The sequence below is a fragment of the Mycobacterium sp. AT1 genome (assembly GCF_002043095.1).
Classification (GTDB): Bacteria; Actinomycetota; Actinomycetes; order Mycobacteriales; family Mycobacteriaceae; genus Mycobacterium.
Genome location: NZ_MVOC01000096.1, coordinates 1 through 21,561, shown reverse-complemented (window position 1 = coordinate 21,561; position 21,561 = coordinate 1). Strand labels below are relative to the sequence as shown.

The 21,561-nt window shown below is 64.0% G+C and carries 23 protein-coding genes; 22 read left to right on the top strand and 1 reads right to left on the bottom strand.

Annotation, left to right across the window (positions count from 1 at the left end):
• Positions 1 to 68 precede the first annotated feature (68 nt).
• From B1790_RS32485 to B1790_RS32410, 16 genes are all read left to right on the top strand, one after another.
• On the top strand, positions 69 to 1,286 hold the full coding sequence (locus tag B1790_RS32485) for a CaiB/BaiF CoA-transferase family protein (protein WP_233165429.1): 1,218 nt from the start codon (positions 69 to 71) through the stop codon (positions 1,284 to 1,286).
• Between the two features lie 15 nt (positions 1,287 to 1,301).
• On the top strand, positions 1,302 to 1,982 hold the full coding sequence (locus B1790_RS32480; protein WP_079927396.1) for an SDR family oxidoreductase: 681 nt from the start codon (positions 1,302 to 1,304) through the stop codon (positions 1,980 to 1,982).
• A gap of 66 nt (positions 1,983 to 2,048) precedes the next feature.
• Positions 2,049 to 2,765, top strand: a complete 717-nt coding sequence (locus B1790_RS32475; RefSeq protein ID WP_079927395.1) for a glutathione S-transferase C-terminal domain-containing protein — start codon at positions 2,049 to 2,051, stop codon at positions 2,763 to 2,765.
• 34 nt (positions 2,766 to 2,799) lie between these two features.
• Positions 2,800 to 3,504 (top strand): glutathione S-transferase family protein, encoded by a 705-nt coding sequence (locus B1790_RS32470; RefSeq protein ID WP_079927394.1) that lies wholly within the window; start codon positions 2,800 to 2,802, stop codon positions 3,502 to 3,504.
• 2 nt (positions 3,505 to 3,506) lie between these two features.
• Positions 3,507 to 4,859, top strand: a complete 1,353-nt coding sequence (gene tadD / locus B1790_RS32465; protein WP_142271649.1) for a non-phosphorylative glyceraldehyde 3-phosphate dehydrogenase TadD — start codon at positions 3,507 to 3,509, stop codon at positions 4,857 to 4,859.
• A 37-nt stretch (positions 4,860 to 4,896) separates the two neighbouring features.
• Positions 4,897 to 6,432 (top strand): isoprene monooxygenase oxygenase subunit alpha, encoded by a 1,536-nt coding sequence (isoA, locus tag B1790_RS32460; RefSeq protein WP_079927392.1) that lies wholly within the window; start codon positions 4,897 to 4,899, stop codon positions 6,430 to 6,432.
• A 35-nt stretch (positions 6,433 to 6,467) separates the two neighbouring features.
• Entirely contained in the window at positions 6,468 to 6,752 is a 285-nt protein-coding gene (locus tag B1790_RS32455) for a toluene-4-monooxygenase system B family protein (RefSeq protein WP_079927391.1), read from the top strand.
• The gene (locus B1790_RS32450) at positions 6,745 to 7,089 is read left to right on the top strand and encodes a Rieske 2Fe-2S domain-containing protein (RefSeq protein WP_079927390.1); all 345 of its coding nucleotides are present in this window, start codon (positions 6,745 to 6,747) and stop codon (positions 7,087 to 7,089) included. Before B1790_RS32455 ends, B1790_RS32450 begins: the two co-directional genes overlap by 8 nt.
• 21 nt (positions 7,090 to 7,110) lie before the next feature.
• A complete protein-coding gene (gene isoD / locus B1790_RS32445) occupies positions 7,111 to 7,437 on the top strand; it encodes an isoprene monooxygenase effector protein (RefSeq protein ID WP_142271646.1) in 327 nt (108 codons plus the stop codon).
• Positions 7,438 to 7,439: 2 nt separating this feature from the next.
• On the top strand, positions 7,440 to 8,468 hold the full coding sequence (locus B1790_RS32440) for a toluene hydroxylase (protein WP_079927389.1): 1,029 nt from the start codon (positions 7,440 to 7,442) through the stop codon (positions 8,466 to 8,468).
• Positions 8,469 to 8,494: 26 nt separating this feature from the next.
• Complete coding sequence (locus B1790_RS32435; RefSeq protein WP_233165427.1) at positions 8,495 to 9,517, top strand: 2Fe-2S iron-sulfur cluster binding domain-containing protein; 1,023 nt, start codon at positions 8,495 to 8,497, stop codon at positions 9,515 to 9,517.
• 30 nt (positions 9,518 to 9,547) lie between these two features.
• Positions 9,548 to 10,933 (top strand): aldehyde dehydrogenase family protein, encoded by a 1,386-nt coding sequence (locus B1790_RS32430; protein ID WP_079927387.1) that lies wholly within the window; start codon positions 9,548 to 9,550, stop codon positions 10,931 to 10,933.
• Between the two features lie 43 nt (positions 10,934 to 10,976).
• The gene (locus B1790_RS32425) at positions 10,977 to 11,387 is read left to right on the top strand and encodes a hypothetical protein (RefSeq protein WP_142271645.1); all 411 of its coding nucleotides are present in this window, start codon (positions 10,977 to 10,979) and stop codon (positions 11,385 to 11,387) included.
• 115 nt (positions 11,388 to 11,502) lie between these two features.
• Positions 11,503 to 11,916 carry a hypothetical protein gene (locus tag B1790_RS32420; RefSeq protein ID WP_233165426.1) on the top strand — a complete coding sequence of 138 codons (414 nt, stop codon included), beginning with the start codon at positions 11,503 to 11,505 and terminating at the stop codon, positions 11,914 to 11,916.
• 310 nt (positions 11,917 to 12,226) lie between these two features.
• Positions 12,227 to 13,267 carry a glutathione synthase gene (gshB, locus tag B1790_RS32415; protein ID WP_079927384.1) on the top strand — a complete coding sequence of 347 codons (1,041 nt, stop codon included), beginning with the start codon at positions 12,227 to 12,229 and terminating at the stop codon, positions 13,265 to 13,267.
• On the top strand, positions 13,264 to 14,661 hold the full coding sequence (locus B1790_RS32410; RefSeq protein ID WP_079927383.1) for an FAD-dependent oxidoreductase: 1,398 nt from the start codon (positions 13,264 to 13,266) through the stop codon (positions 14,659 to 14,661). The genes gshB and B1790_RS32410 overlap by 4 nt, the downstream gene beginning before the upstream one ends.
• Before the next feature lie 203 nt (positions 14,662 to 14,864).
• Here B1790_RS32410 and B1790_RS32405 read toward each other — a convergent pair whose 3' ends face one another.
• Entirely contained in the window at positions 14,865 to 15,440 is a 576-nt protein-coding gene (locus B1790_RS32405) for a MarR family winged helix-turn-helix transcriptional regulator (protein ID WP_233165425.1), read from the bottom strand.
• A gap of 395 nt (positions 15,441 to 15,835) precedes the next feature.
• Between B1790_RS32405 and B1790_RS34870 the strand changes: the two genes are divergently transcribed.
• From B1790_RS34870 to B1790_RS32385, 6 genes are all read left to right on the top strand, one after another.
• Complete coding sequence (locus B1790_RS34870; RefSeq protein WP_158083911.1) at positions 15,836 to 16,009, top strand: hypothetical protein; 174 nt, start codon at positions 15,836 to 15,838, stop codon at positions 16,007 to 16,009.
• Between the two features lie 179 nt (positions 16,010 to 16,188).
• Positions 16,189 to 16,320 (top strand): hypothetical protein, encoded by a 132-nt coding sequence (locus B1790_RS35715; protein ID WP_255407319.1) that lies wholly within the window; start codon positions 16,189 to 16,191, stop codon positions 16,318 to 16,320.
• Positions 16,321 to 17,206: 886 nt separating this feature from the next.
• The gene (gene phnA / locus B1790_RS32400; RefSeq protein ID WP_079927382.1) at positions 17,207 to 18,592 is read left to right on the top strand and encodes a phosphonoacetate hydrolase; all 1,386 of its coding nucleotides are present in this window, start codon (positions 17,207 to 17,209) and stop codon (positions 18,590 to 18,592) included.
• An 18-nt stretch (positions 18,593 to 18,610) separates the two neighbouring features.
• Positions 18,611 to 19,945, top strand: a complete 1,335-nt coding sequence (locus B1790_RS32395; RefSeq protein ID WP_079927381.1) for an MFS transporter — start codon at positions 18,611 to 18,613, stop codon at positions 19,943 to 19,945.
• Between the two features lie 108 nt (positions 19,946 to 20,053).
• A complete protein-coding gene (locus tag B1790_RS32390; protein WP_079927380.1) occupies positions 20,054 to 20,965 on the top strand; it encodes a LysR family transcriptional regulator in 912 nt (303 codons plus the stop codon).
• A 57-nt stretch (positions 20,966 to 21,022) separates the two neighbouring features.
• Positions 21,023 to 21,561 (top strand): AMP-binding protein (locus tag B1790_RS32385; protein ID WP_142271644.1); only part of this gene is annotated, 539 nt, incomplete at its 3' end.

Here is a 21,561-nt window from a genome sequence, read left to right as displayed (position 1 = left end):
AACCATGGCTTTGCGCGATGGACCACAGGGGCGCCGCGCGCCACGAAATCGATGAAAGGCGCCTATAGATGAGCGGCCCGATGACCGGAATCAAGATCGTTGACTTGTGCTCGATGATGTCGGGCCCGTGGGCCACCGACATCCTGGGCGACCAAGGGGCCGACGTCATCAAGGTGGAGGTGCCCGGCAAGGGCGACCACGTCCGTGACCTTCCCAACCGGTCCGGGGACATGTCGGCAATGTTCGTCAACGTGAACCGCTCGAAGCGTTCACTGACGCTGGATCTGAAGAAGCCCGAGGGCGTCGCGGTGCTCAAGAAGCTCGTCGAGGGCGCCGACGTGCTGGTCCAGAACTTCAGGCCGGGCGTGGTGGAGCGCCTCGGAGTCGGCTACGACGACCTGGCCCCGCATAACCCACGCTTGGTATACCTGTCGATGAGCGGATTCGGAGAACGCGGCCCGGCCTCGGGACAGAAGGTGTACGACTCGTTGATCCAGGCACTGTCGGGTCTGACGACGGTGCAGGCGGGTTCCGATTCCGAGCGGCCACGGCTGATCCGCACCATCCTGCCCGACAAACTGACCGCGGTGGTCGCCGCGCAGACCCTGTCGGCGGCATTGTTCGCCCGCGAACGCACCGGCGAAGGACAGCACATCCGGCTCTCGATGCTCGAGGCGGTGCTGTCGTTCCTGTGGGCCTCCGACATGGGTGCCTACACCTTCCCGGATCAGCCGGTGCCGGTCGAAAAGGGCGGCAGCTTCATCGACCTGATCTATCAGACCGCCGACGGCTACATCACCGTGGCCACCAACAGCAACGTCGAGTGGCAGAACATGTGCAGGGCATTGGGCCATCCGGAGTGGATCGATGATCAGCGATTCGCCACCCCGACCGGGCGTTCGGAGTACATCAACGAGCGGCTCGCCATGATCCAAGAGGTGCTCATCGAGAAGTCCTCGGTGGTGTGGCTGGACCTGCTCGACGAGTTCGACGTGCCGGCCGCGCCGATCCTGAAGCGCTCCGAGGTCATCGAGCACCCCCAGATCAAGGCCACCGAGATCATCGTCGAATCCGTGCACCCGGTCGCCGGTCGGCTGCGCCAGGCCAGGGTTCCCGCACGGTTCCTGGGCACGGTGCCCGACGCCCCGCGCGGTGCGCCGTTACTGGGTCAGCACAACGCCGAGATTCTTGCTGAGGCCGGCTACAGCGACGAGGACATCGCGGCACTGGCCGCCGCCGCGGTCATCGGCACCGAGCAGGGCGCCACCGCCGGCGCCTCAGCCTGAAAGGAAGTACGAGGAATGACAACGACATTGGTGGTCGGAGCGGACAGGGGCATTGCCCATTCGATCGTGCGAAAGTTGCACGCCCGCGGTGACACCGTCGTCGCCGCGTGCCTGTCCGACGGCGCGGATTTGGCCGTTGACGGCATCCCGGTCGAACCCCACGTCGATGTGACCTCCGGTGAATCGGTCACCGCACTGGCGCAGCGTCTTACCGCCGCGGGTACCAAACTCGACGTGCTGTATCACATCGCTGGCGTGATGTGGCTCGATGAACTGGGGTCGATCGACTACGACCGGTTCCGTCAACAGTTCGAGATCAACGGGCTGGGGCCGCTGCGCACCGTGGAGGCACTACGTCACCTGCTGCAGCCCGGCGCCAAGGTGGGCATCGTGTCGAGCCGAGTGGGATCGTTGGGCGACAACACTTCTGGCGGCATGTACGCCTACCGCATCTCCAAGGCGGCCGCCAACATGGTCGGACTCAATCTGCACCACGACCTGTCCAAGGTCGGCGTCAGTGTGTTGATGCTGCACCCGGGAATGGTCGCCACCGACCTGACGAAGGACTTCCCCGGTGAGCACGAGTACATCACACCCGATGAAGCCGCCGCTGGGCTGATCGCCAACATAGACGGATTGACTCCCGAGACCTCAGGACGTTTCCAACATTCCAACGGCACGTATCTCCAATGGTGACAACGCCATAGCTGTCTCGCGCACGCACTTCACACTTCGACCCGCTTACAAGGATAGGAATCGCCGATGATCACCGTCTACGGATACGTACCCGCGTGGGGGATCCCCGACATCAGCCCGTACGTCACCAAGCTGGTGAACTACATGACGTTCACCGGGCTCGAATTCGAACACAAGACCCAGGACTTGGCCACCTTGGATCAGGACTCCCCGCACGGAAAGCTGCCCTACATCGTTGATTCCGACGGCACCAAGGTGGGCGATTCCAACACCATCATCGCCTATTTCAAGAGCAAGTACGGCGACCCGCTCGATGAGGATTTGAACAGGCAGGACCGCGCCGTCGGGTTGGCCTTCAACCGTCTCATCGAGGAACACCTGTATTGGAGCGGGATCATTCAGCCGCGCTGGCGTGAAGACGCCGGCTGGGAGACGTACATCCCCTACGTCGTGGAAGGCGCCGAGGTCACCCCGGAAATCCGGCAAGGGCTCGATGCGTTTCGGGCCCGGATCCTCACCGAATTCGATGGCCAGGGCATGGGCCGGCGCAGCGCCGAGGTCGTGGCCGAGTTCTTCCGTGCTGATATCGATGCCATCTCCGACTTCCTGGACGACAAGCCGTACTTCCTGGGCGACAAACTGCATTCGATCGATGCGTCGGTGTACTCGACGCTGCGCCAGATCGCCGACCAACCGCAGCAGTGGCTGGGCACCGGTTACGTGCAGTCCAAACCAAATCTCGTGGGCTACATGGACCGCATCCGCAAAGAGTACGACATCTGAGCGTCCGTAACCCCTTGTCTAGGAGCATGTCTCGATGATCGACCTCTACTACTACACCAGCCCCAACGTCCGTAAAGTGCTGATCGCGCTCGAGGAACTGGCCCTGGACTACCGCATCGTCTGGACCGACATCAGCGAGGGCGATCAGTTCGACGCGCAGTACGTCGAAATCAACCCGAACAGCAAAGTGCCCTCAATCGTCGACCACGACGGGCCGGACGGAGGGTCGATAGCGCTGTTCGAATCCGGGGCCATCCTGCTCTACCTCGCCGAGAAGACCGGACGGCTTCTTTCCCCCGATCCTCTCACCCGCCAAGAGACGTTGTGCTGGTTGTTCTGGCAAGTGGCAAACCAAGGGCCGATGGCAGGCCAGGCCGCGCACTTCGTCTCCCATGCCCCCAAACAGGGTATCGACAATCCGTATGCCCGGGGCCGCTACCAGGCCGAAGTAGCCCGGCTCTACCAGATTCTCGACGACCGCTTCACTGATCACGACTATCTAGCCGGCGACGACTACTCCATTGCCGACATCGCCACCTTTCCCTGGACCCGGGTCGCCGCCGGGCACGGCGTCACCATCGCCGACTATCCCCACGTCAGAGCCTGGCAATCCCGGATCGCCGACCGCCCGGCCGCCAAGGTGAAGGTGTCCGATCCCCGCGAGGAGAAAGCCCTGCGCCACGACTACAGCCCCGAGCAGTTCCAGAAACTCTTCCGGCCGGAAGGAAGCACACAGTGAGCATCCCCGTCGTCAACCCCGCCACCGGCAAGGTCTTCACCGAGGTCCCCGACACCTCGCTCGCTCAACTCGACGCCGCAGTCGATGCGGCCAACGACGCCTCGACCTACTGGGCCGCCACCTCGCTGGCCGACCGGCAGAAGACGGTGCTCGCCCTCGTCGAGCATGTCCGCGCCAACATCGACGAACTGGCCCGCCTAGTCACCCTGGAACAGGGAAAACCGCTGGCAAAGGCAGCTGGGGAGATCGAGTCCGGGCTGCGCGGATTGGAACGCTACGCCAGCTGGGACATCCCCGTCGAGGTGATCCGCGACGACGGTACCGAACTGATCGAGGTGCACCGCTCACCGGTCGGCGTGGTCGGCGCGATCACCGCCTGGAACTATCCGATGTTGTTGGCGCTGTGGAAGATTGGGCCGGCGCTGGTCACCGGAAACGCGATCGTGCTCAAACCCTCCCCGCTGACCCCGGTGGCCACCGCGCGTCTGGGGGAGCTGGCCCAAGACGTACTCCCTCCGGGAGTACTACAGGTTCTCGCCGGCGGTGACGATCTGGGCAAGGCGATCACCACCCACCCGGGCATTCACAAGATCACCTTCACCGGGTCCGAGCGCGCCGGCAAGGCAATCATGTCCGCGGCAGGTGCCACCCTGAAGAGGTTGACGCTGGAGTTGGGCGGCAACGATCCCGGGATCGTCTTGGACGACGTCGACGTCTCTGCCATCGCCGCCGACCTGTACTGGGGGGCACTGTCCAACTGCGGGCAGGTCTGCGCCGGCCTCAAACGGCTCTACGTACCCCTGGCATTGGCACCGCAGATCGAGGAGGCATTGGCCGAGATCGCCAGGACCGTCACGGTGGGCAACGGCTTGGACGACGGCGTCGACATGGGACCCATCCAAAACGCCGCCCAACTCGCCAAGGTCCAGGGTTACGTTGCCGACGCGGTCTCCCGCGGTGGCGAGGTCTACTTCCGCGGACAAGCGCCCGACGGACCGGGTTACTTCCACCCGGTCACTCTGGTGCGCGGCGTCGATGACTCCGTGCCGTTGGTTGCCGAGGAGCAATTCGGACCCGTCCTACCGATCCTGACCTACACCGACCTCGACGATGCGATCGCGCGCGCCAACGACTCCGAACTCGGCCTTGGCGCCTCGGTGTGGTCGGGCGACGAGGACCGCGCCATCGACGTCGCGGGGCGGGTGCAGGCCGGCACCGTGTGGGTCAACCAACATCCGATGCTGTCCTCTGATGTTCCTTTCGGAGGCATCAAGCAATCCGGCCTCGGCGTCGAGCAGTCCCTACATGGGGTCCTGGAATACACCAACTACCGCGTGCTGCGCGTCAAGCGATGAAAACCGTTATAGCCCAATCAGATTGGAAGGCAATGGCATGTTACTGAACCGCGACGACTGGTATGACACTTCCCGCGACCTCGATTGGGAGTTGAGTTACGTCGACCCTGCAGTAGCCTTCCCCGCCAGTTGGAGCGGGGTCGGTGACATCCCCGAGCAGGCGTGGGACGCGTGGGATGAGCCGTTTCGGGTGTCCTACCGCGACTACGTCCGAATCCAGCGGGAAAAGGAGTCTGGCGTCAAGGCAGTGAGCGGCGCCCTGGTACGCGCCGGCATCTACGAGAAGCTCGATCCCGCGCACGTCGCCGCCTCGCATCTGCATATGGGCACGACGTGCATGGTCGAGCACATGGCCGTGACGATGCAGAGCCGATTCTGTCGGTTCGCGCCCACGCCACGCTGGCGCAATCTCGGAGTTTTTGGAATGCTCGACGAAACCCGCCACGCCCAGTTGGACCTACGGTTTTCTCACGACTTGCTCAAGCACGACCCTCGATTCGACTGGGCGCAGAAGGCATTTCACACCAACGAGTGGGGTGTGCTGGCGGTAAAGAACTTCTTTGACGACGCAATGTTGAATGCCGACTGCGTCGAAGCGTCGTTGGCGACCAGCCTGACCGTGGAGCACGGTTTCACCAACCTACAGTTCGTCGCGTTGGCCGCCGATGCGATGGCCGCAGGCGACATCAATTGGTCAAACCTGTTGTCGTCCATACAGACCGACGAGGCCCGCCACGCGCAGCTCGGATTCCCGACGTTGGCGGTGTTGATGGAGAACGATCCGCAACGCGCGCAGCAGGCCCTTGACGTTGCTTTCTGGCGCTCCACCCGGCTGTTTCAGACGCTCACCGGCCCTGCGATGGACTATTACACTCCGCTCGATCAGCGCAAGATGAGCTTCAAGGAGTTCATGCTGGAGTGGATCGTGAATCATCACGAGCGGATCCTGCAGGACTACGGACTGAAGAAGCCGTGGTATTGGGACCAGTTCATGGTGTCGTTGGAAAACGGCCATCACGCGATGCACATCGGAACGTGGTTTTGGCGGCCTACCTTGTTCTGGAACCCCAATGCTGGTGTGTCCAAGGATGAACGGGACTGGCTGCGCGAGAAGTATCCCACCTGGGAAGACAACTGGGGGGTGCTGTGGGATGAGATCATCGACAACGTCAACGCCGGCCGGGTGGGGATGACGATGCCCGAAACTCTGCCGTCATTGTGCAATTTGACGCAGCTTCCCTTGGGATCGGCGTTCTCGCGCCACGAATTGGCCGAGCACAGCCTGACCTACAAGGGCCGGCTCTATCAGTTCGATTCGGAGATCTCCAAGTGGTGCTTCGAGTTGGACCCGGAGCGCTACGCGGGGCACCGCAACTTCGTCGACCGGTTCATCGCCGGGGAGGTTCAGCCGCCGGACCTGGTGGGGGCACTTGCCTACATGGGACTCACCCCCGAGGTATTCGGCGACGACGTTTACGGATACTCGTGGGCCGAGGACTATCTGCCCACAGCCAACGGCAAGTCTTCCGCTGGGAGCGTGCCTCTACTTCTCCCCGAACCCATTTCGCTTTGATCCCGTCCGGACTAGTCAGCTGAGGAGAGACCTGCATGGCTCCATTTCCGATCACTGCCCGCTTCGTCGGGGACTTCGTTCCCCACTTGGTGGCCGTTGATACCGACGACACCTGGGACCAGGTCGCCGTCAAGGCCGCCGTCCATTCGGTGGGTCGTCGCGTCGCCGAGCCGGACCCGCATCCGGGCTATGAGGTGCTCCTCGGCGGGCAGGTACAGCCCGCCGACGCCACGCTCGGTGAGTTCATGAACGGCCGTGAGTTCTTGCCGTTGCAATGGGTCGACGTCCGATTCCGGACGGCGGCGCCCAGCAATGTCTGACCAGGTCGGCGACGGGTTCGTCGACCTGGTCGAGGAGGACCAGGTCTGGGACGGCGAAATGGAGGCCTACGACGTCGGCGACGAGGAGGTCCTGCTCGTCAAGGTCGACGGCCAAATCCGTGCCTACCACGGGATTTGCCCGCATCAAAGTGTCTCATTGGTCGAAGGTCAACTCGAAGATGGCGTGGTGACCTGCCGCGCTCACGAGTGGCAGTTCGACGCGTTGACCGGCGAGGGCATCAACCCCCGCGACACCTGCCTAGCCCGTCACGACGTTCGCGTGGTGGACGGCGTCATCCAGGTTCGCCTGAAGACGCCGGCCGCGGCGCAGCCCTGAGATCGAGGAGAACATCAGCTCATGAGCATCATCGACATGGACGTCGCGATGGAGTCCTCCCCGGACCTGGTCGGGCCGGTCATCCGGGCCGGCAACCTCGCCGAAGCGGTCATCGACGCCGTCGAGGAGGACAACCCGGGTCTGGACGTACTGGTGCTGGACCGCGAGGACTACGTGCGGATCCACACCATGCGCCAGTGCCGGCTGACCCAGTCCAGCCTCGCCAAGCACCTCGGGCAGCACTACGAGCTGTCTGCATTGGAGATCGACATGCCCTCTTTCAAGGGCCGTTTGAAGACCCGCACCACCGAATACCTGTGGTTCTACGAAAACCAGGGACAGGAGTAATCATGACCGAGCAGACTGCGCAACCTCGCAATCGAACACGAAAGCTCAAGACCTGGAGCGCCTTCGGCAATCTGGGGCGTCGGCCCACCGAGTACGAAGTCCTTACCCACAACATGAACCACACCACCGGCGTGGTACCGCTCGAGATGGGCCCCGAGGTACACGGCAATGTGTGGCTGCGCACCCATCGCGACTCGATGTCCCTGGTGGTTCCCGACTGGGACGCCTTCCGTGATCCCGACATCATGACCTACGGCAGTTACGTTGCTACACAGGATGATCAGGAAACCTACGTCGAGGGACTGCTGGCGCAGTTCGACGGCGATCACCATGACGAGCAACTCTCGTCGGAGGCGCTGAGCCTACTTGGCCACGCAATGACTCCGACCCGCTTCGTGGCGCACAGTCAGCAGATGCTGTCGGCCTACGTTCAGCAGCTCGCGGTGAGCAGCTACGTCGGGAACTGCGCCGCCTTCCAAACCGCCGATCAATTGCGCCGTGTTCAGCTCACCGCCTACCGCACCACCCAACTTCGGCTGAACCACCCCGACCACGGTTTCGGCACCGGGGAGAAGGCGACGTGGACCGGACACCCCGACTGGCAGCCGATTCGGGCCGCCTTCGAGTGGGCGCTGATCGAATTCGACTGGGACGCGGCGTTCGTCGCGACCAATCTGGTCAACAAGGCGATCGCCGATCAGCTCTTCCTGGTCCAGTTGGGCAGCCAGCTGCGCGCGACGGGCGCGCAGCTGGACTCTTTGATCGTGGAAAACCTGTGGCACGACGCCCAACGCAGCCGCCGCTGGAGCGCCGCATTGGTCGAGTTCCTCAGTGCAGCCGACACCGCGAACCTGCCGGTGCTGCAAGATCATCTCGACGGCTGGAGCGAGCGTGCGCACGCCATGATCGACGCCGGTGCGCGTCTGGTGTCCACACCCGCTGGGGCGGACGCCGACACCATCGCGGCCGCTGTGCAGCAGGACTGGTCGGGCTGGCTGGCATCGCTCGGACTGCGCACCGGTTCGTCGTGAACCCCGCCACCACGGTCGATACCACCGTGGCCTTCACTGGACACGGCACCACCGTGGAGGCGCAGCCGGGGGAGACAGTCCTGCGGGCCGGATTACGGGCCGGGTTACCGCTGCCCTATGAGTGCGCCAGCGGTGGCTGTGGCAGCTGCCGAGCCCAGCTCGTCGAGGGGACCGTCACCACGCTGTGGGAGCAGGCCGGCGGGCTCAGCGAACGTGACCGACGCCGCGGAAACCGGGTGCTGATGTGCCAGTCGGTGCCCGCCGGGCCGTGTACCATCAATGCCCCGCGAGTATCGATCCCCGAGGGTGTCGACGAGCCGACGCCCCAGCGGCACGGGGCACGTTTGGTCGGCCGTCAGCTGCTGACGGCCGACACCGCCCTGTTCACCCTTGGCGTCGAGGCGCCGGTGCAGTACCTGCCCGGACAGTTCATGCTGCTGGAATCACCGACCGGGGTGCGGCGCGCGTATTCGATGGCCCATCCGGTCCGGGACCCCTCCACCGTCGAATTCGTGATCCGCGCCAAACCTGGGGGTGCCGCATCAAAGTGGCTGTTCAGCGACATGAGCGTCGGCGATCCGCTGGTGGCAGAAGGACCCTACGGGCGTGCCTACGCCCGACCACATTCGGCCCGGCCGGTGTTGTGCGTCGCCGGTGGCACGGGACTGGCGCCGATCCTGGCGATCACCGAGCACCTTCTGACCGCCGCTCGGCCGCCGTCCCTGCATCTGTACGTCGGCGCGCGCACCGACACCGACATCGTCCTGCTCGACCGGCTAGCTCGACTCCACGACATGGGCGCCGAGCTTGCGCTGTCCGTGGAGCACCCCACCCTCAGCGCGGAGGCGCTGAGCCCTGGAAACCATCGCTTCTCCCCGGTGCGAATCGGGCGGGTCATCGATCACGTCGCCGACGACTGGCCAGCTCTGCAGGGGCACGACATCTACCTGGCCGGTCCCGCCGGAATGGTCGACGCCGCGTTGCGCGCCCTGGTGCGTGGGGCAGCCGCCCCAGCCGACCGGGTGTTCTTCGATCGATTCCTGGCCTGAGCCGCTCTACAAACGATTAGGAACACCGCCATGTTGCTCGACACCCCGTCGTCCCTGCCGACCGACGAGATCTACAACCGAAATTTCATCGACGGACAATGGGTATTTCCTGGTGCGCCGTACGAATACGAGATCCGCAACCCCGTCGACAGCACCATCACTGCGGTCGTGCCGCTGTCGTCGCGTAATGACGTCGGCCGTGCCATCGCCGCCGCGCACCGCTCGCAGGATGGGTTGTGGGCCGACACCGACCGACGCAACCAGTTGCTCACAAAGCTGCTCATTCGGTTGGCCGAACTGGCGCCCGACCTGTCGCGGCTGCAATCCATGGAAACGGGACTGGCACAGGCTGATTCAGCCGCAACGATCGACGCCGCACTGCGCCTTGCCCGCACCATCCTGACGCGCGCGGTCATCGACAAGCACCCACTGCACCCCGGGGTGTCCGGGCACGTCCTGTCCTGGGGACTGCCGTTTACCGAGATGCTCGCCAATGTCTTCGGTGCGTGGACACAAGGCAAGTCCGTGGTGGTCAAACCTTCGCTGCGTGGTCCGCTCTCACCGGTGGTCGTCGCGCTCGCGGCGAGTCATGTCGGTTTCCCGCCGGGGGTGCTCAACGTGGTGCAAGGCACCGGGGTCGACGTCGGTGCCGCCCTAATTAGCAGCTCTACGTTGGCGCGACTCCACGTGCACGGCAACGACAACACCTTGAGCCGTGGTCGCCGCGCGACCCCCCGCACCCACGTCCCGTTGTCGACCCTTTCCGCGGGCGGCAACGCCGCAATCGTATATCCCGACATCGCCCCCGACCGGGTTGCGAGGCTGGCCGGCGACATCGCCGCCGCGGTCCGCATGAACAGTGCCGGTGGCCCCTTCGGCCTTCCGATCATCGCTCTGCACTCAACGGTGGCGAGCCAGGTTCTGGAGGCCATCGTGGGCGAGGCCACGTCTGTGCTGCCGGCACCCCTACCCACCGAGCCGCTGCGCCGCCGCGCGATGGGCCGTCTAGACGTGCTCCGCGCCGGCGGAGCACGGGTACTCGCCGGGGCGACGATTCCCGATGACGTCGAGCACCGGATGGGATGGAGGATCCCGGCCACCGTGCTCGACCTCGGCAACGCCGAGCGGGCGGCTCCGCTGCTACGGGCCGCAGCTGAGCCGCTGGGGCCGATCCTCACCGTTGTTTCGTGGGACAGTCACCAGGACTTGGATTTGTTGTTCGCTGCCCAGCGCCACCTCGACGGTTACGCCAGCACCTGGGGCGACAGCGTCGGGGACGAACGGATCCGATTCGGTGTAGTCACCGGTGAGCAGAGCCCTCTGGATGCGGCCTTCAGCGGCCTCTTGCCTTCGGCGTGGATCGGCGACACCTCGGACCCGCACGAACCACTAACGAACATTCGCAAATGTCCATAGTCGGGGAACGGGATCCCCGCAGTAACCAAGGAGGACTAGTCCAATGGCAATGAAGTTCCTATCGGACGAGTGGTGCGCAGCGGCCATGAAGGCGATCAACGACAACCCTGCCGTATACCGCGGCTTCAGAGACCCCAAGACCTTCGACCACAAGATGTACTTCGGGCTTCTGGACAAGCCCGAAGTCATTTCCTACTTCACCTTCGAAGGGGGCAAGGTCACCGAGTGGACTGAGGAGAAGATCCACGGCGACGGGCCGTTCGACTTTGGGCTTCGCGCCACCGTCGACGCCTTCCGCCAGGCCGCCGAGGGTCGGGTGGAGGGCGGCAAGCTGCTGATGGGCGGGCTGCTGAAAGTCACCGACGGTCAGATATCCCTCGCAATCCAGAACGCCGGCGCGTTCAACAACTTCCTGCTCTCGTTCGGCCAGGTCGACACCGACTGGGACGTGTGACTGCAACGTCGGCCGGTCCCGGTACCCATTGCCCGCCTTCGACACAACGGCGGCGCTCTCATGAAGATCGGATCAAGAGATGTCTAGAGAAACGGCCACGTATGAGGTCACGTGCATGGGTGGCGATGACGCCAACGGCGTAGCAGGAATCCTGCACATGCTGCTGACCCAGAACTTCGCCAACAAGCCGGACCTGGTCGAAGTCGCTCGAAGAATGAGGAGCCCGGTGGCCATCGTTAGCACCGATACGGATGAATCGGCCACGCTTGAGTTCACTCGGGACGGCGTCACCATTTCCAACGGGATCGTCGGCAAGCCCAACGTAGCGGTGTACGCCACCGTCGACCAGATCCTTGATGTTTCGCAGTTGACGATGAAGGGCGGTGGGCTATTGCCGATCGGATTCTTCACCAAGCGTGGCGCAAAGGTGTTGGGTCAGATCGCCGTTCACCGGCTAGTGGTGAAGGGCCTGCTGTCTCACACCCTCGCGTCGCTGCGAACGATCGCGCTGCTGTCTGTTGCGGATTAGCACGATCGGGGTCACCCAGGCTCGGTAATGTCTTAGTAGTAAGTAGTCAACGCTTGAGATAAAGCTCACTCGCATTGTTTGCGACAACTCGCCACGCGGAGGGGTTGCGCGGCTGATCAACTCGCGGTCCTCGAAACCGTTCACGTGAAAGGTGCCTTCAAATGTTTGGTCTGATTGCTGAAGTCAAGATCGTCGACCTGCCCCGGAGGGAGGTGGGCACATTCGAGCAACATGTGTCCGATGTCGCCGCAGGCTTGGAGTCCACGGGGTGGACCAGCGGCGGCGGTGCCACCGCGAATGTAGCTTGCTGATGAAGACCGTCTCATTTCTCGATCCGACCCGGTCTGAGGAGGCAAGCACTGGCCTGGACTTCGTGTTCATCGTGGACCCGTTGGAGAGCCTGCAGCCTGCGCACGATTCGTCGGTCGCCTTGATGGAAGCAGCCCAGGCTGCAGGTCACCGAGTACTGGTCACCGAAATCTCTCAACTGGCCATCAGCGAGGGGAAGGCGGTCGCCCGGTGCCGCGACACGCGGCTGCGTCCGGCGGTGCTCACCGACGGACGCTGGCTGGCCGACACCGACTGGTTCGCGGTTTCGGCCCCGCGGATGATCGCCCTCGACGACGTGGCCGCGGTATTCATGCGCACCGACCCGCCCGTGGACGCCAACTATCTGCGCGCCACCTTCATCCTCGATCTCGTCGACCCCACGAGGACGCTGCTCGTCAATTCCCCGGCCGGGTTGCGCGACGCCAACGAGAAGATCTTTGCGTTGCGAGTGCCCGAGATGTGCCCGGCGACGCTGGTGTCGGCTAGCCGCGAAGACATCATCGACACGGTGAGCCGGTGGGGTTCCGCGGTACTCAAACCCACCGACGGCATGGGTGGACGAGGAATACTGCTGCTGCGCGACCACGATCCCAACATGCGATCAATTCTGGATACCGCCACTCACCGGGGCCGCGACCACGTCGTCGTGCAGAAGTTCATCCCCGCCGTCGCCGAGGACGGGGACCGGCGGGTGATCTTACTGAACGGTGAACCCCTCGGGGTGATCCGGCGGATGGCCAGCGGTGCGGAGTTCCGCTGCAACATGGCCGCCGGCGCAGACGTGCACGCAGATCGTGTAAACGACCGCGACCGCGAGATCTGCCGTGCCCTAGCGCCTGAATTAGTGTCCAGGGGCCTTCACTTCGTCGGGATCGACGTCATCGGAGGCATGTTGACCGAAGTGAACGTCACCAGTCCCACCGGGATCCGGGAAATCGACGCACTCTGCGGCACGCACTTGGGTGGGGACGTCATCGACTGGATCGCAGCCCGCTGCAGGAGCGGAGCATCCATCCGATGAGCAATGCTGAACGTGTCATAGTCGTCGGTGCCGACGCCGCTGGGATGAGTGCCGCACACCAGGCGCTGCGCACCGCCCGAACCACCGGCCGTGACATCGACGTCGTCGTTCTGGAGAAGACGCAGGACACCTCCTACTCGGCGTGCGGAATCCCCTATGTGCTCGCGGGATTGGTGGGATCTACCGACGAATTGAGTGCTCGCACCGCGGATAAGCACCGCGCGATGGGTGTCGATCTGCGCCTGGGGGCCACGGCCACCGGGCTGGACATGGCCACCCGCACCGTGACGAGCGTCACCGACGACGGCCGGGAGAGCCATCTGCCCTTCGACAAATTGGTTCTTGCCACCGGGGCCGATGCCATCGTCCCGCCGTGGGCGCGTGATTCCGATGACCACCTCATCACCGGAGTGCTCACCGTCAAGAACCTCGAGGACGCACGGTCGTGGCTTGATCTACTCGTGGGTCGCGAAGCCACCGCGCGTCCGCGCGGCGCGGTCGTGGTCGGGGGCGGCTACATCGGTGTGGAGATGGCAGAAGCCTTCCTCGCCCGTGGACTTGCCACCACATTGATCACCCGAGGTGCAGTGATGAGCACCCTGGACCCACTGATGAGCGAGCGGGTCACCGCTGCGCTCGAGGCGGCCGGCATCCGGGTGGTGACCGACACCACCGTGATCGAACTGGACACCCACCACGGCACGGTGCGTGCGGTCACCACGGCGGCCGGAGACACCTACCCCGCTGATGTCGTCGCCCTGGGCATCGGGTTGCGGCCCGCCAGCGCTCTGGGTGCCGGCGCCGGTCTGGCCATCGGTGGGCACGGTGGCTACCTCCCCGATGACCAACAGCGCATCGGCGATGGAGTGTGGGCCGCCGGAGACTGCTGTGAGGTACTCGACCGGATGCGCGGCAAGAGTGTGTTCTCCCCATTGGGGACCCACGCCAACAAGCAGGGACGCGTTTGTGGATACAACATCGCAGGCGAACACCGCACGTTCGCAGGCATCCTGGGTACCGCGATCACGCGCTTTAGCCACGGCGACACGCACCTCGAGATCGCCCGAACGGGACTAAGCACCACCGACGCCCTCGCCATGGGCTTCGAGGCGGAGTCGCTCACCACCGAAGGCGGCACGGCGAGCGGGTATATGGCCGAGCGCGCCCCGATCGCCGCCAACATCATCGCCGACCGCCGCACCCGGCGCCTCCTCGGCGTCCAGGTCGTCGGAGGCGCCCAGGCCGGAAAGCGCATCGACACCGCGGCCGCCGCGCTCTGGGGTGAAATGGCCATCGATGATCTCGCCGAGATGGACCTCTCCTACGCTCCACCGTTCGCGACTGTCTGGGAAGCACTTCAGCTCGCCGCCCGACGGCTCGCTGATCGCCTCTAGCGCTACGGCCGCCGTCAGAGAGATGGAGAGACTGGAGACCCCACGTTGATCGTGAAAGAAGCGCGGGTTCCCTACGTCCGACGTCGAGCTCGCCTATCGCAGTGCCAAAGACTCCGCGAGTCGTCCTCTATGGGGTCAACGGAACGAATAATGGCTCGGCTGCTTCGCAACGTTCTCACCTGGCGACCGTTCTAGAGGGTGCGCTACTTCTTCTTCTTCGGGGCCACTACGGCGTCATTGTCATGGTCGGGATGCTCGAAACGTGCGAGCAACGTCTTGAGCAACCGCCGTAAATCTGCATGATCCCGGTCGCTCAGGTCGGCCAGCAGCGCGGACTCGTGATCCAGCACTTCCGAGACCACGGAATCGACTAGCTCCACCCCGGCATCAGTAAGTTCCACATCCACCCGGCGGCGATCCTTTGTATGGAAACTTCGTGTGACAAATCCGGCACGTTCCAGCTTGTCCAAACGTCCCGAGATGCCGCCCGACGTAATCAAAGCCGCCTTCGTCAATTGACCAGCGGTCATCCGGTACGGGCGACCACGTCGGCGCAACATGGCCAGCACGTCCAGCGTCACGCGGTCGGTGCCCAGTTCGGCCAGCCGCTGATCCCTTTCCTGCTCCAAATATCGCGAGATGCGCCAGAGCCGGGTCACGATGCCGATCGAGCTGACGTCCATGTCCGGGCGCTCACGAACCCAGTCCTGTTCAACGCGGTCCACCCCGTCATCGCCGGTGACGGCGGCCCCCGAGGTCCCTGATGCCGCCACCGTCACAGGCACCTCCAATAGATCATGTCGGAAGTCTACCGAGGGACAAACAATTCGCTACTAAGAGACCCGCGACCGCGAACGGGTGGGTGCTGCCTTGTTGCGCAGGCGCGTGCCTTGCAGCGCGTAATCAGCACCGCGCTGCAACTGTCGGAAGCTGACGACATGATTCGAGCGGTGCCTGTGAATTCGACCCAGCACGTCTCGGCGAGGCGAGATACTGGGTCGCCGCAACATGAACGCAGCGCAGTGATCACCCTAGATCCCGTGTGCCGTAGACCCTTCATTGTTCGGCGGTCGCTGGCAACTATCGCGAGTTGGTTTTGGCATTCTGTCAGCGCTCTTTGAATCTCCGGCCACTGGCGTTCTTGAAAACCGGCCACCCAACCAAGATCGGATGGGTGATCACAGTGCAGGACTGGGCGCAGGCGAGGTACCTCTTCACGCGGGTGGTGTGCCGAGATGCGTTGGCACTCGGACGGATAGGAGAGCTCACCACTGATCCGTCACTCCGTGCCCGCCCGGTGTGCTTCGTCCGACGCACCGACCACCACCTCACCCGAGCCGAAGAGTAATTCCTGGCACTCATCGTCGATGGCGCCGATTTTCAACCGCGGACGCCACGGACAAGCGTCGGCGCCTGCTGGTCGCTGAGCTGGTCGAGGAGGGGCCGAGCCTGTTTGGCGGTGATGCCTTTGTCTCACCCACGCGCACCGGCGCATGTTTCTCCGCCGAGAAGGCCGATCAGGCCACGGTGGCCGAAAACGGCATCGACGGCGTTCTCGACTTGGTGGGAATGCCGCTACCGCGGGTCTATTCGGCTGATCTGTCCGAGTTCGCGCTGGCCGCGGGGGTCGCGGTCCCCACGACTGTGGCGCCGACCTGATGTACCTGTCGTTGACCGGCTATATCCAGCACGAACACGCCTGTCGCGGGGACTGCGAATGGCTTCTGCGCGATGACCGACCGGTACGCCGCCGCACTGGATGCGCTCGGCGCGATTGTGGTCCTGACCGCAGGTCACGGAATGAGTGCCAAGACCGACCACACCGGCACGGCATGCGTGATCTGCGTCGAAGACGAGGTCCGCGAAATCCTCGGCACCCCGGCAAGCATGCCCGTCGAAGGCGCAGACCACCTCCGCGTCATCTTGCCCATCACTGACGCCCATACAGTGCACCACGGTGCACTCGGGTCGTTTGGCAGCATCTACCTGCCGGCATCCACGGACAGGGCTTCGGTCATCGATCGATTGAGATCTCTGGACGGCGTGCGGGCCGTCCACACCCGCGAGGGGGCCGCCGAGACTTACGGCCGGCCGGAAGACCGCACAGGTGACCTGGGGTTGTTGTCAGAGGCGGGCACGGCCGTAAGCCGGTTCGCCGAGTGGTACGACCTCAGCGGGTTGGATGCCGATGCGCTTGCTCGGCGCGCTCGTCAAGCAGCAGATTCCCTCACCGTCAACCGCCGGCTACCACCCCCGGCTCTGCTGACGAGCTGTACTACCACTTGGCCGACGTCCCCAATTGCGACGATTTCTGGGTGGCAACCACGCCGGTCACGGAGCGCCAGAGCATGTCTGCGGTGTGACCGTCGTGCGGTCCTGCGGCACGGTGGCGCCGGGGGAGGGGTACTGGGGAAGCCGCGCCGCCACCGCAGTCGCCATCGCCTTCAACGATGGCTGCGATCGGCTTTCGGGGGGTTCTGTGTGGCGGGCGTCACGGACACGATGGCAATGCGAAGTCCAAAACGTACTAGTTCAGGAGTTTTTCATGAAGCCCCTAAGTTTCTCCGTCAACGAACGAACCTACGTTCTGCATGAGCAGCCGGTGGTGGTCATCTGCATCGACGGCAGCGAGCCCGATTACCACATCGAGGCCATGGCGGCGGGCAAGATGCCCTGGCTGAGCAGTCTCCTCGACGGAGAGTCGAGTAGTTCGTGGCCGGCGCATTGCGCCATGCCAGCGCTGACCAATCCGAACAATCTCTCGATCGCCACGGGCCGGCCGCCCGTTGCCCACGGCATCTGCGGCAACTACATCTTCGACACTCAGACCGGCGAAGAAGTACTCATGAACGACAAGAAGTACCTGCGGGCGCCGACGGTCTTCGCCGCGGCGAACGAGGCCGGCCTGGACGTGGTCGTCGTGACAGCCAAGGACAAGCTGCGTCGCCTACTCGGAGCCGGACTGGTGGAAGAAGGGCCTAGCTTGACCGGTGACGCGACCACGTTCGTCGCGCCGTCGCGGACCGGAATCTGTTTCTCCGCGGAGAAGGCGGATTCGGCGACGGTAGAAAGCAACGGGATCACCGATGTCCTCGAGTTGGTGGGCATGCCGCTGCCGAGCGTCTACTCCGCCGAACTGAGCGACTTCACGTTGGCTGCGGGCGTGGCCATCCTGGAATCGCGCGGAGCAGACCTGATGTACCTGTCCCTCACCGACTACATCCAGCACAAGAACGCGCCCGGCTCCGAGGTCGCGAACGGCTTCTACGCCATGATCGACACGTATGCCGCCAAGTTCGACGAACTCGGTGCCGTCGTCGTCATCACGGCCGACCACGGAATGAGCGCCAAGACCGACGAACGTGGTGTTGCGAACGTCATCTACGTCGAAGACGAGGTCCGCCGAATCCTTGGCCACCCGACCGGGGCTGCCTCTGACTCCGAGAACGGTGTCCGCGTCATCCTGCCAATCACCGACCCGTACACCGTGCATCATGGCGCGCTGGGTTCATTTGCGAGCATTTACCTACCGAGCGACGCCCCCGTCCAGGACGTGGTGGACGGCCTCCGCACCCTCGAGGGTGTGGAGCAAGTGCTCGAGCGTGAGGAGGCCGCAACGCTCTACAGCTTGCCGGCGGACCGGATCGGAGACATCGTCCTGCTCTCAGCCGCGGGGACCGCGGTTGGCCGTTATGAGGCATGGCACGACCTCAGTGGTTTGGACGCCCCGCTCCGCTCACACGGAGCGCTGGGCGAGTTGCAGATTCCGTTCCTCGTGAACCGTTCGTTGCCGAGGCCAGCGCCGCTTGACGAGCCGTTCGGCGACACCGCATACGTGCACAATTACGACGCATTCTGGATCGCAACGACTCTCGTTGCCAACGTGGCCAAGCACGGCCGCGATCGCGCCTCGGCTGCTCGCGTCTCTTGAGAAGTGTGAGGTGCAGAAATGACAAAGTCGCAACGGCGCGCGCCGTCAGATCTTCTCGTCAACGATCCACCGTCTCTGCGTGAAGTCACCGAGCAGGAGTTCGCCAAGTACAAGTGGCGCATGCTGCTGGCCACCATGTTCTGCTATCTGTTCTTCTACACGGGCCGGCAAACCTTCGGGTTCGCCATACCCGGAATCCAAGCCGAACTCGGCCTGAGCAAGTCCACCTTGGGCGCGATCAGTGGCGCGATGCTGTGGTGCTACGCGGCCGGCCAGATCGTCAACGGCAACCTCGCCGACAAGTTCGGCGGTCGCCGTGTGATGGCGTTGGGTGCCGTTCTGTCCACCGCGTTCAACTGGCTCACTAGCTTCTCTGTTGGAACCCGGTCCCTGGGTGTGCTCTGGGGGGCCAACGGGTTCGTCCAAGCGATGGGCTTCCCATCCGGCGGCAAGGTGATTTCGGGGTGGTGGAGCACCCACGAGCGTGGCAAGAGCTTCGGCTTCTACAACTTCGCCGCCGGCCTGGCTTCGGTTCTCGCCTTCGTCACGTCCACGTTGGTGGTGGATGTCTTTGACCTGGATTGGCGGTGGATCTTCCGGATCCCAGTCCTGTTGATGATGGTCGGCGGCATTGTGTTCTTCATCGTCGCGCGTGACAACCCCCGCCAGGCCAAGATCAAGCCTCCGCGATCCTGGGAGGCCGATCAAGACCAACCAGCTCAACCCCGGGATTCGGCCGGTCAGGTGCGCGGCGTCAAGTCCCTGGATCGCTACAAACTGATGCTCAAGAACCCCAAGGTATGGGTGACGGGGTCGGCTCTGGGTTTCAACAACGCTGCGCGGTACGGGTTGCTGATCTGGGTTCCGGTGTACTTGCTCGGCAGTGACTGGAAGTCCGACGGCTCGAAGATCAGTCCCCTGTGGATCTCGGTGGCACTGCCCGTCGGCATGGCGCTTGGGGCACTGGTCAACGGCCAGCTCTCCGACCGAATCTTCAACTCTCGGCGGGACTATCCCATCGCACTGTTCATGGGACTCGGTGCCGTGACCGCACTGGCGATGTACCTGCTGGATCTGCCGATCTTGCCGGAGGTTGGTCTGATGTTCTTGCTCGGGTTCTTCGTCTACGGGCCTCATTCGACGTTTTGGGCGTTGAGCACGGACGTCGCGGGTAAGGCGATGGCTGGGACGGCCATCGGCGTAGTCAACTTCTTCGGCTACATCTTCGCCGGGATCGCCGAACCCCTGATCGGTCACATGATGGACGTCGCGGGAAACACCGCCCTGATCTTCCCGGTGGTGGCCGGAGTGTGCACGTGCAGTTGTCTTCTCGCCTTGACGGTTCGCCGCTGACCGTCGCCGTCGTCGGCGTCTCGTCTGAGTTTTACTCGGGGACGCCGACGACGGGTGGCACACTGACCAGAGCTGCGGCGACGACCGGACAGCAAGGAGGGCAAGGGCATGATCTCGATCACCCAGCTCGAAATCTTCGCCGCCGTGGTCGACTGTGGAGGATTCTCCGGCGCTGCCAAACGTCTGTTCATGAGCCAATCGTCCGTCTCGGGTCACATACGCGCACTGGAGAATTCACTTGGAATGCAACTGGTCCAGAGGACCAGCCGCGGTGCCCAAGCGACCTACGCGGGGGAGGTCGTCCTGCAGCACGCCCGCGAGGTGTTCTCCGTACTCGAGAGTCTGGAAGGCCAAGTGGCGCAATTGCAAGGTCTCAAGACCGGCCGACTCTCCGTGGCGGGCACCACCACCCTGGGCACCTATCTCCTGCCACAGCTCGTATCCGAATTCTCGAAGCAGATCCCGGGTGTGGAATGCCAAATTCGCGTGGGCAACGAGGATGTGGTCGAGGCGTGGCTGCTCCAGAACGAGGTCGCCTTGGCGCTGTGCGCCGAGGAGCCAAAGGATGAACGCCTGACCACCACTCCGATGTTCGAAGAACAGTTGCTGCTCATCGGACCGGCAGATTGCCCGATGCGAGCGCAGGTCCTCAGCTCCTTCGACATCGCCGATCAACGATTCATCCTGCGGGAGGTTGGTTCGGCGACTCGCAGACAGCAGGAGGCTGCTCTGGCAGTTTGGGGTCTACCTCACGTGGAGCGGTGGGAGATGTGGGGTCCTGCCACGCTCAAGGAGTCCGTCTGCGCGGGGCTGGGTTTGAGCCTCATCTCCGAGCATGCGATCACCCGCGAACGGGCCTCGGGGATGCTCACGGTGCTCGCGATCGAACCGCCGCCCCCACGTCGCACCGTCTCCTTGGTGACTCGGTCCGGTCGCGCGCTGACTCCACCTGAACGCGCCTTCGTCGAACTGGTCGGCACCCTCGCAAAGTGGCCCGAACCCGACGACGGCCTCTACTAGTTTCACGACTTCCCCGTTCTGATAAACCCATTCGGCATCCAAGGAGATGAATCCGTGATGAACGCGGCCGCAACCAATCTGCCGTCGGCATCGTCGTCCCCGGCCGTGGAGGAGCGTTTTTCGCCGCCGCCCGCATTCTCCGAGCAGGCCAACGCGTCCGCCGCCCTCTACGACGAGGCCGAAGCCGACCGCCTGGCGTTCTGGGCGACCCAGGCCGAGCGACTGTCCTGGGCGAAACCCTTTACCGAGGTCCTCGACTGGTCGGAGGCGCCGGTCGCGAAGTGGTTCGCCGACGGCAAGCTCAACGTGGCCTACAACTGCGTCGACCGCCACGTCGAGGCGGGCAACGGTGACCGGGTCGCCATCCACTGGGTGGGCGAACCGGTCGACGACCAGCGCACCATCACCTACGCCGAGCTCAAGGACGAGGTCTCCAAGGCCGCCAACGCCCTGACCGAACTCGGCCTCGTCGCCGGCGACCGCGTCGCCATCTACATGCCGATGGTGCCCGAGGCGATCGTCGCGATGCTGGCCTGCGCCCGACTCGGCGCGATGCACTCGGTGGTGTTCGCCGGATACTCCGCGTCCGCGTTGAA